This is a genomic window from Burkholderia sp. NLJ2 (assembly GCF_049487195.1).
Lineage (GTDB): Bacteria > Pseudomonadota > Gammaproteobacteria > Burkholderiales > Burkholderiaceae > Burkholderia > Burkholderia pyrrocinia.
On record NZ_CP137808.1, the window covers coordinates 318,682 to 330,941 of the forward strand.

Annotated in this window: 12 protein-coding genes; 4 read left to right on the forward strand and 8 right to left on the reverse strand. The window is 68.7% G+C overall.

Translation table 11 applies throughout. The features are described from left to right. Positions 1-121 precede the first annotated feature (121 nt). Positions 122-358, forward strand: coding sequence for a hypothetical protein (locus R9B84_RS01390; RefSeq protein WP_152864836.1), 237 nt, complete (start codon positions 122-124; stop codon positions 356-358). Positions 359-436: 78 nt separating this feature from the next. Here the strand turns inward: R9B84_RS01390 and R9B84_RS01395 are convergent, their stop codons facing one another. After that, positions 437-1,195 (reverse strand): Mut7-C RNAse domain-containing protein, encoded by a 759-nt coding sequence (locus tag R9B84_RS01395; RefSeq protein WP_423758982.1) that lies wholly within the window; start codon positions 1,193-1,195, stop codon positions 437-439. Between the two features lie 89 nt (positions 1,196-1,284). On the opposite strand from R9B84_RS01395, the gene R9B84_RS01400 reads away from it, so the two are divergent. Together R9B84_RS01400 and R9B84_RS01405 are read left to right on the forward strand one after the other, a co-directional pair. After that, a complete protein-coding gene (locus tag R9B84_RS01400; protein ID WP_047899555.1) occupies positions 1,285-2,154 on the forward strand; it encodes an NAD(P)-dependent oxidoreductase in 870 nt (289 codons plus the stop codon). Between the two features lie 79 nt (positions 2,155-2,233). Beyond that, entirely contained in the window at positions 2,234-2,875 is a 642-nt protein-coding gene (locus tag R9B84_RS01405) for a LysE family translocator (protein WP_423758983.1), read from the forward strand. 85 nt (positions 2,876-2,960) lie between these two features. On the opposite strand, the gene R9B84_RS01410 is transcribed toward R9B84_RS01405, so the two are convergent. After that, a complete protein-coding gene (locus R9B84_RS01410; RefSeq protein ID WP_423758984.1) occupies positions 2,961-4,244 on the reverse strand; it encodes an MFS transporter in 1,284 nt (427 codons plus the stop codon). Between the two features lie 97 nt (positions 4,245-4,341). Between R9B84_RS01410 and R9B84_RS01415 the strand changes: the two genes are divergently transcribed. Next, on the forward strand, positions 4,342-5,271 hold the full coding sequence (locus R9B84_RS01415) for a LysR family transcriptional regulator (RefSeq protein ID WP_423758985.1): 930 nt from the start codon (positions 4,342-4,344) through the stop codon (positions 5,269-5,271). 185 nt (positions 5,272-5,456) lie between these two features. Here R9B84_RS01415 and R9B84_RS01420 read toward each other — a convergent pair whose 3' ends face one another. The 6 genes from R9B84_RS01420 to R9B84_RS01445 form a co-directional block, all read right to left on the reverse strand. Beyond that, positions 5,457-6,290 carry an OmpW/AlkL family protein gene (locus tag R9B84_RS01420; RefSeq protein ID WP_034183948.1) on the reverse strand — a complete coding sequence of 278 codons (834 nt, stop codon included), beginning with the start codon at positions 6,288-6,290 and terminating at the stop codon, positions 5,457-5,459. Between the two features lie 18 nt (positions 6,291-6,308). Further along, complete coding sequence (locus R9B84_RS01425) at positions 6,309-7,550, reverse strand: DUF2957 domain-containing protein (RefSeq protein ID WP_423758986.1); 1,242 nt, start codon at positions 7,548-7,550, stop codon at positions 6,309-6,311. Positions 7,551-7,690: 140 nt separating this feature from the next. Beyond that, on the reverse strand, positions 7,691-9,112 hold the full coding sequence (locus R9B84_RS01430; protein WP_423758987.1) for a DUF2957 domain-containing protein: 1,422 nt from the start codon (positions 9,110-9,112) through the stop codon (positions 7,691-7,693). A 430-nt stretch (positions 9,113-9,542) separates the two neighbouring features. Continuing rightward, a complete protein-coding gene (gene argC, locus R9B84_RS01435; protein WP_423758988.1) occupies positions 9,543-10,493 on the reverse strand; it encodes an N-acetyl-gamma-glutamyl-phosphate reductase in 951 nt (316 codons plus the stop codon). Between the two features lie 154 nt (positions 10,494-10,647). After that, on the reverse strand, positions 10,648-11,220 hold the full coding sequence (locus R9B84_RS01440) for a flavodoxin family protein (RefSeq protein ID WP_047899563.1): 573 nt from the start codon (positions 11,218-11,220) through the stop codon (positions 10,648-10,650). A 219-nt stretch (positions 11,221-11,439) separates the two neighbouring features. Continuing rightward, positions 11,440-12,033 carry a YbhB/YbcL family Raf kinase inhibitor-like protein gene (locus R9B84_RS01445; protein WP_423758989.1) on the reverse strand — a complete coding sequence of 198 codons (594 nt, stop codon included), beginning with the start codon at positions 12,031-12,033 and terminating at the stop codon, positions 11,440-11,442. Between the last annotated feature and the right edge of the window lie 227 nt (positions 12,034-12,260).

The following is a 12,260-nucleotide window of genomic DNA, read 5'->3' on the forward strand; positions in this document are numbered from 1 at the left end:
GAAACGGCGCAAGCCGGCCGCCCGGCGGCGACCGGAAACCCCGGCGCGACTGGCGTTCCGATGCGAATGCCTCGCATCTGTCACCGGTACGTTTGACTTTTTCTCCGCTAAAGGAAGAACAATGAAGAAGACGCTCGCTTCGATCATGACCGCAGCATTCGCACTCGCATCGGTTTCGGCATTCGCACAGGAGGCGGCGTCGGCGCCGGCAGGCGCGATGGCACCCGCTTCCGCACCGATGAAGAAGGATCACAGCAAGCCGAAGCACCAGCTGAAGCAACACGGTTCGGCCAAGGGCAAGGCAAAGGCCGCAGCCGCATCGGCAGCCGGCACGAACGACGCAGGCGCAGCAAACTAAGCGCCTCGGCCGGGGCCGGCACTGCCGGCCGCCAGTCGCGAGACCCCGCATGCTTCGGCATGCGGGGTTTTGTTTTTTTCAGGTGTCGCTTGGGCCGGATGGAGGCGCCGGCGCACGCATCGCGTCGACGACCGAACGCATGCGCCGCCAGTGCGAGCCTTCCCAGAACACGCGTCGGCAGACGTCGCACGCGGCGAAGCGCCGGTGCCGCTGCCGGATACCGTCCGGCACGCGCGGCGCGGCAGCGGCCGCGTCGAGCGGATGCAGCGGCGCATTGCAGCGCAGGCACAGGCGGAACGGCCGCATGTGCGGCGCGAGATCGAGCCGCTCGAACAGCTCGCGCAACTGGTCGGCCGGCTGCAGCGCGTGCAGGTAGCAGCCGCGCGCGACCGCGCGCCGCTTGAGCAGTTCGCGGTCGCGCGTCAGCACGATCCGGCCCTCGCGACCCGCGAGCGCCGCGAGCTCGTCGTCGCGGTAGTGGTTGTCGTAGCAGGTGTCGAAGCCGGCGAGGCGCAACAGTTGCGCGAGGCCGCCGAGATGCGCGTCGGCGACGAAGCGCCATTGCTCCGGGGGCGGCGCAGTTGCGCCGTTCGCGGCCGGCTGCGCGCGCTCCGGAAAGGCTTCGACACGGTCGCCGTCGCCGAGCGGCCGGTCGAGCGCGGCCGGCGCGTCGTTCACGCGGAGCCGGCCGATTTCGGTATGCGGGACGCCGAGCGCCTCGATCGCATGCTTCACCGTCGCATCGCGCGCACAGGGGTGCCCGAACGCGCGGTCGCGCTGCGCGCGCGGGAGAAAGGCGTTCAGTTCGCCGTGGAAGCGGAAGGTCGCGGTCGCCATTCGTGCAGTATCGCACCGCGCCCGGCCGGCGCTGCAGACGGTCGGCATCTGTGTTTAACTCGCGGCTTCACCGAACGAAGGAGCGGGCAATGGATCTCGGGTTTATCGGGCTGGGCGAAATGGGGCAGGCGGTTGCGACGAACCTGCTGAAGGCGGGGCACACGGTGCGGGTCTGGAACCGGTCGCGCGAGCGCGCCGAGCCGCTCGCGGCATTCGGCGCGCAGATCGTCGACACGCCGGCCGACGCGTTTCGCGGCGACGCGGTGTTCTCGATGCTCGGCGACGACGCGGCCGCGCGCGCCGTGTTCGACGATGCGTTGCTCGCGCAGGCGCCGCGCGGCCTGATCCACGTGAACATGGCGACGGTGTCGGTCGCGCTCGCCGAATCGCTCGCGCATGCGCACGCGTCGCGCGGCATCGACTACGTCGCCGCGCCGGTGATGGGGCGGCCCGACGTCGCGGCCGCCGCGCGCCTGACGATCATGGCGGGCGGCCCGGCCGAGGCGATCGACCGCGTGCAGCCGCTGTTCGACGCGATCGGCCAGAAGACCTGGCGGTTCGGTTCGCTGCCGCAGCACGCGAACATCGCGAAGATCGCCGCGAACTTCACGCTCGCGTCGGCGATCGAGACGCTCGGCGAGGCGTCCGCGCTGCTCGGCGCGCACGGCGTCGCGATGCGCGACTTCCTCGACGTGATCACGAACAGCGTGTTTCCGGGGCCGGTCTACGAAGGCTACGGTTCGATGATCGCCGAGCGGCGTTACGAGCCCGCGCGCTTCAAGGCACGCCTCGGGCTGAAGGACGTCCGGCTCGCGCTGGAGGCCGGCGACGCCACGTCGGTGCCGCTGCCGGTGGCGAGCGTCGTGCGCGACAACCTGCTCGACGCGCTCGCGCACGGCGGCGGCGAGCAGGATTTCGCGGTGCTCGGCGAAGTCGCGCTGCGCCGCGCGGGCCGCTGATCCCGGGCGCGACAGAAGCGCGGCGCGCACGGCATAATCGGCGTTTCGTCTTTCTTCTTTCTTTCACGCAGAGGCGAGCATGAACCTGCATACGTGGTGGCTTTTCGTGGCGACGGTGTTCGTCGTGTCGGCGATTCCGGGCCCGAACATGCTGCTCGTGATGACGCACGGCGCGCGGCACGGGCTGCGGCGCTCGTCGTCGACGATGGCCGGCTGCCTGAGCGCGCTGGTGCTGATGCTGTCGGTGTCGGCGGCGGGCCTCGGCGCGGTTCTCGAGGCATGGCCGGCGATGTTCAACACGCTGCGCTTCGCGGGCGCGGCCTACCTGGTCTATCTCGGCGTGAAGGCGTGGCGCGCGCGCGTCGACGACGACTCGCCGGCCGCCGACGTCGAAACCGTGTCGCGCCAGGCTGCGTCGGCATCGCGCTGGACGCTGTTCCGCAACGGCTTCCTGGTCGCGGGCAGCAACCCGAAGGCGATCCTGTTCGCGGCCGCGCTGCTGCCGCAGTTCATCAACGCGGCCGAGCCGACGCTGCCGCAGTTCGGCATCCTCGTCGTCACGTTTGCGGTGATCGAGGTGAGCTGGTATCTCGTCTACGCGTCGTTCGGCACGCGCATCGGCGCGACGCTGAAGAGCCAGAGCGTCGCGAAGATCTTCAACCGGCTGACGGGCGGGCTGTTCGTCGGCTTCGGCGCGATGATGGCGCTGGTCCGTCACTGATTTCCGGCTGACTCAGGCACGCTGAACGCCCCGTCCCTCGCCAGAGGGCGGAGCGTTCGTCTTTTCGCGTCCGCTTCACGTCCGCTTACGCGCGCGGGCGGGCCGGCGCCGCCGCGCCGGTCCGGCGTCCGGCCGAGAACCCGAACAGGGCGGCCGCGCTGGCGAACGCGAACCCGACGCCGCACACCGCGCTCCATCCGCCCCATGCCCACGCGCTGCCCGCGAGCGCCGCGCCGAGCGCGCCGCCGACGAAGAACAACCCGACGAACAGCCCGTTCAGGCGCCCGCGCGCGGCCGGATTCAGCAGGTTGATCTCGCGGCGGCCGATCGTCTGGTCGACGATGACACCCGCATCGAGCAGCGCCGCGCCGCCCGCGAGCAGCGCCAGCGCGAGACCGCGATGCGCATGCGCGTCGAAGCCGAACCAGCCGGCGCCCGCGATCCCGAGCACGACGAGCGCCGCGAGCATCGTGCCGTGCGCGATCCGCTGCGCTGCGGGGCCGTGGCCGCGGTCGCCGGCGCGGCCAGCGAGCGGCGTGACGATCGCGCCGCTGGCGCCCGCGAACGCGAACAACGCGATCCCGTGCAGGTCGAGGCCGAACGGCGGCTGCGCGAGCCGCAGCCCGACGGCGGTCCAGAACGCGCTGAACGCGGCCATCGCGAGCGCGGCCGACAGCGCATGCCGGCGCAGCACCGGTTCGTCGGCGAGCAGGCGCCCCATCGACGCGAGCAGCGCGCGATAGCCGGCCGTGATCGACGGCGTGCGCGACGGCAGGCGCAACGCGAGCACGACGGCGATCGCCGCGTTCGCGAGCGCGGCCAGCGCATAGAACGCGCGCCAGCCGGCCGAGCCCGCGATCAGGCTCGCGAGCGGCCTCGACAGCAGGATGCCGAGCATCAGCCCGCTCATCACGTTGCCGACCGCGCGGCCGCGCTGCGCTTCGGGCGCCATCGAAGCGGCCATCGGCACGAGCATCTGGATCACGCTCGACGCGGCGCCGGCCACGAGCGTTGCCAGCAGGAACACGGTGCCCGACTGCGTGAACGCGGGCAGCGCGAGCGCGGCCGCGCATGCGATGAGCGTCGCGACGATCAGGCGGCGGTTTTCGAGCAGGTCGACCAGCGGCACGAGCAGCACGAGCCCGGCCGCGTAGCCGAGCTGCGGCAGCATCGCGACGAGGCCGGCGAGGCCCGGCGGCAGGTGCAGGTCGGCGCTGATCGGGCCTGTCAGCGGTTGCGCGGCGAACAGGTCCATCACGATCACGCCGACCGTCGCGGCGAAGAACAGCGTCATGCCCGCGCTCAGCGCGGGCGGCGCGTCGACCGGCGTGCGAACGGCGGCGGGACAGGAGTCGGCAGGGCAGTTCATCGGAAGCCTGGGGTATGGGTCGAAGGAGTTCCCATCGTAGGTGGCCGATGTTTATGCGACAATTGAAATATGTCTAACATGATTATGCGAGTTTGTTTTGAATACGCGTGATCTCCTGGCGTTCGTCGCGGTGGTCGACAGCGGGTCGATGGTCGCCGCGGCCGCGAAGCTCCACCTGACGCAGCCGGGCCTGACGCGGCGCGTGCAGAACCTCGAAACGCTGCTCGGCATGCCGCTGCTCGAACGTCAAAGCAAGCCGCTGAAGCCGACCGCCGCCGGGCGCGACGTTTATGCGCTTGCACGCAACGTGCTGGGCGCGGTCGACGAGTTGATGGCGGCGGGCGCGCCGGACAGCGAGCCGTCGGGCGAGCTGCGCATCGGCGTCCCGCCGTTCCTGTCCGAACTGGCGCTCGAGCGGCCGATCGACCGGCTGCGCGACGCGTTCCCGCGCCTGACGCTGCGCGTGACGGCGGGCTGGTCGCCGGCGCTGATGCAGGGCATCGAGCGCGGCGCGCTCGACGTCGCGGCCGTGATGGTGCCGGCGAGCGCGGTGCTGCCCGACACGTTCACCGCGACGCTGCTCGCCACGCAGCCGACGGTGCTCGTCGCCGCGCGCGACTTCCCGCTGCCGGACGGTCCGCTGTCGCTCGATATGCTGTCGGGTTTTCCGTGGGTGCTGAGCCAGGACGGCTGCGGGATGCGCTCGGCGCTGAGCCGTGCACTCGGCGCGGCCGGGCTGCCGTTCGACGTCGCGGTCGAGGCGTTCGGCTCGGAGCTGCAACTGTCGCTCGTCGCGCGCGGCGCCGGCATCGGAATCGCGCCGCCGAACGCGCTGGCGCGCAGCGCGCATCGCGATGCGCTGCGGGTGGTGGAAACGGCGGGGCTGGAGACGCGGATCAACGTGTGGATCGTGCACGGCGCGCTGCCGGGCCGGCTGGTGCGGCCCGTCGCGCTGCTGCGCGACGCGCTGGGCGAGGTGCTCGACCGGGAGAACGGGAAGGGGTCAGATGCTGTGGAAGCGAACTAGAGGCAGCATTCGAGGGAAAATCCTTATTTTCTCTACGGAAATGTTGCGTTGCGGAAACCGATTCGCTATAGTTGCACCTGTCTCCTCCATGTCTCCTCTGATATGGATTCAGCCCGCCTCTTAGGCGGGCTTTTTTTTTGCCTGCGATTTTGCCGCGGCTTTCCGTTCGTCGTCCGTCGCCGGGCTCAGAACTTGTACGTCATCCCGACGTAGCTGATGATCGGGTCGGCTTTCAGGTCCGATTTCGACTCGGCCAGCACCGAACCGTCGGCCGCCTTGATCGTGACCGTCGACGTCGTCTTCAGCGGGATGTACGTCACCGACGCGATCAACCCGAAATGCTCCGTCATGTTGTACTGAAGGCCCGCGTTGAACACCGGCTGCCATGACGACGACGCCTTCGCCTCCACCGATGTCGTACCCGGCTTGCCCGCGCCCGCCGCGAGAATCGCGCCGAGGTTGTCCTGCGTCTGCTTGATGAAGTTCGTATTGAGCTGCAGGTCGCTGAACCAGTTGTACGACACGCCGAGGCCGAGGAACGGCCGGAACTTCGCGGTCGCCTGCCCGAAGTAGTACTGCAGCAGCACGGCCGGGCTCCACTGCCGCACGCTCTTCACGATCGGGTTGACCGACGCCAGCCCGATGTTCTGCGTGCCGAGCGCGCCGGCCGGGCCGGGCGGCTTGATCGTGCCCTGGCCCGACACCTTGAACACCGGCGGCACGCCGGCCACCGACGTGACCGCGATGTGGTCGGTCAGGAAGTGGCTGATCGTCAGGCCGACGGTGTCGGCGCCGCTCGTGCGCAACCCGGTGCCCGGCGACGTGAACGACGGCGGCAGCCGCAGCGGCGTGTTGATCGGTGTCGGTGCGACGTTGGTCGTCATCGGCGTGCTGCTCTGCTGCGGCATCACGTGGAACCAGCCCAGCGTGACGACGTTGCTGCCGGCGCTCTGCGCGTGCGCCGCGAGCGGCGCCAGTGCGGCGGCGCCGGCCGCCGCGCAGAGAAGGGTTTTCTTCATCACGGCATTCCCCTCCGCTTACTGGACGAACGCGCCGATCGTGAAATACGGCGTCGATCCCGCGTTATCGAGGAAACCGAACACGCCACCCGAGAAGATGAACTTGCCGGTCGGCGACGTGCTGCCCGAACCCGTGTGGATCGTCGTGACCGTGCCCGGCACCTTCTGCGTGTAGTCGAGGTCGAGCACTCGCGTGAGCGACGCCTGGGACGGCTGGAACGGATCGAGCAGCGTCGCCTGGGTGTTGATCAGCGCGGTGGTCCGGTAGTTGAACTCGCTGTCGACGCCGATGTACTCGCCGTTCTGCGAGCCGGTCGCGATCGCCGTCTGCGGCGCGAGGATCGAGATGCTCGATTCGTCGTCGGCGGTGAGGCCCGGCACGCCGTTGCTGTTGGGCGTCGGGTTCGGGTTCGCGACGCCGGTGCGCACGAGGATCGGCACGAGCTGGTTGCGCAGCTTGCCGACGATCATGAAGCCCTTGCCCTGCGGCGTTGCCGACAGCGTCGGCTTCAACTGGCTCTGGTAGTTGTTGGACTGGAACGCGCCGCTGCCATCCGCGGACTGCGCGAAGTTCGTGCCCTGCTGCGTGCACGCGCCGCCGGCGAACTGGCCGGTCGTGTCGCACTTGGTCCACGAGCCGTCCGCGTTGATCGTCACCTTCGCGTCGATCGACGCGGGCGCGAAGTTCTGCGACGGCACTTCGCCGAAGCCGACATGGCTGTACGTGCCCGCGACGTTCGCGATGTTGGTCTCGATCGACGAGAAGCCGATGAACGGGTAGTACGGGAATTTCGTGTCGGGCACCGCGGCCTGGCCGAGCACGCCGCCGAACTGGATTTCCTTGCCGGGAATCGTGCCGCCGGCGACGCCGAAGCCGACGAAGATCCGCGCCGGGCGCGTCGCGTCGAGGCTCGCGCCGTTCAGGCGGAACGCGCACTGGTTCAGCTTGTTGGTCGGCAGCAGCGTTTCCTGCGTGAGCGTGCCGCTGTCGACGGTGCCCGCGCGGGTCGGCACGACGGTGCCGGTCGTTTGCGGAACCGCCGATTCGACGTACGTGACCTGCCAGGTCATCTTGGTCGTGTCGAGCTGGACCTTGGCGAGTTCGCCGCTGCCCGCGCCGCCCGTAAACACGGTGCTGTAGTCGAGCGACGCAGGGCAGAGCCGGTCTTCGACGAGCGGGGGCGGGTTGTCGCTGCCGCCGCCGCATGCGGAAAGAAGGGGGGCGGCAAGGGCCGCCGCCAGAATGAGGTTGCGCTTCATGTTGCTCCTCCAGATTTGTCTTGTGCGGCGGCCAGCTCCCTGTCGGCCGCTTCTGTTACTTGTGCTCGTGCTGCGTGCGCCGTGCCGGGGCGCATTCCTGCGTTGCGCGGCGGCGTCGTGCGCTGCCGCGCCCTCGAACGCTACTTGCTGATCTGCGCGCCCACGCCGAAGTACGGTGTCGACGAAGTCGTCGCGTTCGCCGACGTCGCCGTGACGCCGCCGTTCACCGTGCCCTGCACGAGTGCCGCGTACAGCCCGCCCGTCGCGATCACCACGCCAGTCGCGGACGGGTAGGTCGCGCCGCTCGGCGGCTTCGTCGTCGCGTTCAGCAGGCCCGGCGTGGCCTGGCCGTAGTCGAGCGTGAAGCCGTCTTCCTCGGCCTGCGTGGTCGGGTTGATGAACGACGCGTTGCTGCCGCGGATCAGCGCGGCCGTGTACTTGAAGTTCGAGTCCGCGCCCGCGTAGCCGCCGTCGATCGTGCCCGACGTGATCGCCGTCGCCGCGCCGAGCACCGCGATGCCCGATTCGTCGTCGACCTGCGCGTCGGTGTGCAACGGCGGCGTACCGAGGTTCACGTTGCCCGTGCGCACGATCACCGGCACCGTCGCGCCGTTGAGCTGGCCGATCACCATGTGCGCGGTCGCCGACTTGCCGGTCGCGCCGACGATCGGCAGTTGCGTCTGCGGCAGCGTCTGCGGTGCCTTCGTGCTGTCGAAGTAGCCGCCTTTCGCGCTCGTCTTCCACGGGTCGCCGGTCGTCTGGCAGCCGCCCGAACCGGTCGACGTGCACGCGCCGTTCGCGTCGAACGTCTCGCTCGAGTTCGATCCCTTCGTCGCGTAGTTGCCCGACGGCACGAGGTGGTAGATCAGCGCGTTGTACGTGCCCGGCAGCTTCGACAGGTCGGTCGTCGTGTTCGCGAAACCGAGGAACGGATAGAAATCGAAGTGGCGGTTCGGCACCTGGCCGACGTTCTGCACGATGCCCGGGATGATCGTCAGCCCGTCGTACTGGATCGTCGCGCCGGGGATGCCGCCGCCCGCGACGCCCATGCCGACCAGCAGCATCGGCGGGTTCGCCTGGTTGAAGTCGGCGGCCGTCGAATAGGTCGAGCCGTCCGGCGCGGGGCCCGTGCCCGGCGTGAGGACGAACGCGCAGCGCGTCTGCTCGGCGGTCGGCAGCATGCCGGTCGGCGGGTGGATGACCTTGCCGGCGATCGTCGTGCCGACGCGGCTGGGCGTGACGGTGCCCGTCTTCAGCGGAATCGGCGATTCGAGCCACTTGAGCGTGTACGTCATCGCGACCGCGTCGATGTTGACGCTGACGATCTCGCCGCTACCTGCACCGCCGAGATACGTGCTCTTCACGATGTCGGCGTTGGCCGGACACAGCGAACCGTTGACGGGTTGTGACGGCGGCGGCCCTTGCGTGCCGCAGCTCGATCCGGAACATTGGGGCGCATTGATCGGCGCGGGCGCGCCGCCGGAATCCCCCCCACCACATGCAACCAGGAAAGGGGCGATGGCAAAGGCCGTTGCCACCCCCTTCGATAAGGCGTGCGACATGCCGCTGTCTCCAATCGTTTAATTGTGCGAGCTAATGTCGCTGCCTGGATTTTTGCTGTCAATTGATGAACCCGTCTAAAAAAGGCGATTGAAACGGGTGTCGTGTTTTAAATCCTTGTCCGGTATGGAATTCGGTAAGAATTAAAACGGGCGAGGGGCTGCCGAAAGCTTCGGGAGTGGGGGATGTGCCACGCTCGGCAGGCTGCCGAAGGGCCTTCCCGCGTATAACGGCAGCGTTTAAAGCGACGGTATCCGGTTTATCCCTATTCGGGATTGACTGGAGAAAGAAGGGGGCAATTAATTCGCTGGTAATCGCGCAATGGAAAGCTTGTAAATAATTGTAAATGCGCGACCGGGATTTTATTTATTGCCTGATATGGGTAAATAAAAAGCCGGCCAGCGGCCGGCTTTGCATCGCAGGAGAGGATGATCAGCGCGCGAGGCCCGCATCCTCGGCCGCGCCGATGGCGAGGTTCATGCACTGGATCGCGGCGCCCGACGCGCCCTTGCCGAGGTTGTCGAGGCGCGCGACCGTGACGAAGCGCTCTTCGTTGCCGAACACGAACAGGTCGACGCGGTTCGTGTCGTTGTTCGCCTGCACGTCGAAGAAGCCGCCGTCGAGGTTCGCGTCCGCGTTGAACGGCGCGACGCGCACGAACGCTTCGTCCGCGTAGTACTCGGCGAACACGCGCTGCACGTCCTGCGGCGTCGCGCGCTTCGCGAGCTGTTCGGGCGTGAAGTAGGTCGTCACCGCGAGACCCTTCAGGAACGGGCCGACGATCGGCGTGAAGATCGGCGGGTTCGCGAGGCCCGTGTGCGCGGCCATTTCCGGCAGGTGCTTGTGCGCGAGGCCGAGCGCGTACGGGCGCGGGCTCGCGAGCTTGCCGCCCGGCGCCGCGTTCTCGTAGTCGGCGATCATCGACTTGCCGCCGCCGCTGTAGCCGGTGATCGAGTAGCTGTGCGCGGCGAACGTCGGCGCGACGATGCCCGCATCGACGAGCGGACGCATCGCGAGCACGAAGGCCGAGGCGTGGCAGCCCGGCACCGCGATACGCTTCGACGTGCGAATCTTTTCGCGCTGCGCGCGGGTCAGTTCGGGCAGGCCGTAGGCCCAGTCGGCGCTCGTGCGGAACGCGGTGCTCGCGTCGATCAGCGTCGTGTTCGGGTTCTCGACGAGCGAGGCCGATTCGCGCGATGCGACATCCGGCAGGCACAGGAACGTGACGTCCGACGCGTTGATCAGGCGGCGGCGCTCGTCGACGTCCTTGCGCTTCGCTTCATCGATACGCAGGATCTCGATGTCGTTGCGTGCCGACAGGTATTCGAAGATCTTGAGGCCGGTCGTGCCTTCCTGGCCGTCGACAAAAACTTTGGTGCTCATTTCGCTCTCACTGAATGAAACGGGGGCCCGCGCCCGGAAACCGCCATTTTAAGACGTCATCCGGCGGGCCTGCACCGCGCGGGGCGAAAAAAAGACGGCCGGCGGGCCGTCTTGTGTCCCTTTGACGCCCGCCGGCGCGGGCGTCGGGGCGGGCTCAGCGGCTGCCGGCAACCCAGCGTGCCGTCGCTTCGGCGACGCGCCGGCCAAATGCCTTGCCGGTCTCGAGGTCGCCCGGCAGCGGGCCTTCGTCGGGCGTCGAATCCGCCGGCGACTGCGCGAGCAGGCCCGTGGAGCCGCCGAGGTAGTTGATGTCGTTGCGCGTGGCCGCCTTCGAGTTGGCCGGCATCAGGCTCGTGCCGACCCACACCATCCCATGTTGCATCGACAGCGTGACGAAATATTGAATCGTCGAGAACTTGTCGCCGTTCATCGTCGCGGAGTTCGTGAAACCCGCGGCGATCTTGTCCTTCCATTTCTGCGTGAACCACGCTTTCGACGTCGCGTCGGCAAACTGCTTGAACTGCGCCGACGGGCCGCCCATGTAGGTCGGCGCGCCGAAGACGATCGCGTCGGCCGCGTCGAGGGCGGCCCAGCCCGCGTCGTCGAGGTCGCCGACGGCGATCAGGCGTACGGTCGCACCGGCGTCCTGCGCGCCCGCGTGAACGGCCTCGGCCAGTTTCTGCGTGTGACCGTAGCCGCTGTGATAGACGATGACGATGTTCGACATGAAGCGTTCTCCGGAAAGGGGCGGGAACGGCGGCCGCAGCGGCCTGCCGCGTCGCGCGTCGCCGGCGGGCGGCGCGACCGATGCGCGGCGTGTGATGCCGCGACCGGTGACGACGAGTCTAGCAAGCCGAAATGACGGGAAAACGCGTGCGTGCGGCGCACTGAAATTCGCGGCGGCCGGCAATCGCGGCGCGGCGGCGCGTGGTGTTCGCTACTGCCGTCATTGCCCGTAGTTGACCGTGAATTGCGCGGTACCGATCGCGAGCGTGCCGATCTCGTGCTCGAACATCGGCGCGGGGCGGCCCTGCGCGACGCGCAGGTCGCTGCCCTTCAGCGCGTAGACGGTGATCACGTAGCGGTGCGGCTTGCCGGGCGGCGGGCACGGGCCGCCGTAGCCGTCGATCCCGAAATCGTTGCGCGCCTCGCTTGCGCCGATGCGTCGCAGGAAGCCGGATGCGCTCGCGTCGGCGGGCAGGCTCGTGACCGTGGCCGGGATGCCCGCCACGGCCCAGTGCCACCAGCCGTGCCCGGGCGCGTCGGGATCGAAGATCGTGACCGCGTAGCCGCGCGTGCCGGGCGGCGGGTTGTGCCAGGTGAGCTGCGGCGAGCGGTTCGCACCCTTGCAGTCGCCGCGATCGAACACGTTCGCGGCGCGGACGCGCCCGCCGGGCGTCAGGTCGTCGCTCGACACGGTGAACGGGCCTTCCGCATGCACGGGCAGCGCAGCGAAGACGGCGCAACAAAGGAGGAGGGCGAGGAACGGAGACGGGCGACCCGATGGCGCAGGCGGAGTGATCCGGCGATCCACACGCATATGGCGCTTCTCCCGTCACGTGGGCCGGGCCGATGCTCCCGGCGTTGTTGGCGTTGTGCGTTGCCCGCGTTGCTGATGGCGACGATGGATCAAGTCTAGCATTAGGGTTCGATGAGCGATGCACACCGCGACCCGCAGTCGCGACCGGTCATAGCGTGAATCGATGGACGAAAAAAAGCCGCCTGCGATGAAGCAGGCGGCTTTCTCAGCCAGGGCGCCGGCATGCA

What these genes read in the sequence shown, in the direction of transcription:
- R9B84_RS01395 (WP_423758982.1), bottom strand. Translation starts at nt 1,195, where the DNA reads ATGGCGACCGCGACCTTCCGCTTCCACGGCGAACTGAACGCCTTTCTC.
- R9B84_RS01440 (WP_047899563.1), bottom strand. Translation starts at nt 11,220, where the DNA reads ATGTCGAACATCGTCATCGTCTATCACAGCGGCTACGGTCACACGCAG.
- R9B84_RS01420 (WP_034183948.1), bottom strand. Translation starts at nt 6,290, where the DNA reads ATGAAGAAAACCCTTCTCTGCGCGGCGGCCGGCGCCGCCGCACTGGCG.
- R9B84_RS01430 (WP_423758987.1), bottom strand. Translation starts at nt 9,112, where the DNA reads ATGTCGCACGCCTTATCGAAGGGGGTGGCAACGGCCTTTGCCATCGCC.
- R9B84_RS01400 (WP_047899555.1), top strand. Translation starts at nt 1,285, where the DNA reads ATGGATCTCGGGTTTATCGGGCTGGGCGAAATGGGGCAGGCGGTTGCG.
- R9B84_RS01405 (WP_423758983.1), top strand. Translation starts at nt 2,234, where the DNA reads ATGAACCTGCATACGTGGTGGCTTTTCGTGGCGACGGTGTTCGTCGTG.
- R9B84_RS01445 (WP_423758989.1), bottom strand. Translation starts at nt 12,033, where the DNA reads ATGCGTGTGGATCGCCGGATCACTCCGCCTGCGCCATCGGGTCGCCCG.
- argC (WP_423758988.1), bottom strand. Translation starts at nt 10,493, where the DNA reads ATGAGCACCAAAGTTTTTGTCGACGGCCAGGAAGGCACGACCGGCCTC.
- R9B84_RS01410 (WP_423758984.1), bottom strand. Translation starts at nt 4,244, where the DNA reads ATGAACTGCCCTGCCGACTCCTGTCCCGCCGCCGTTCGCACGCCGGTC.
- R9B84_RS01390 (WP_152864836.1), top strand. Translation starts at nt 122, where the DNA reads ATGAAGAAGACGCTCGCTTCGATCATGACCGCAGCATTCGCACTCGCA.
- R9B84_RS01425 (WP_423758986.1), bottom strand. Translation starts at nt 7,550, where the DNA reads ATGAAGCGCAACCTCATTCTGGCGGCGGCCCTTGCCGCCCCCCTTCTT.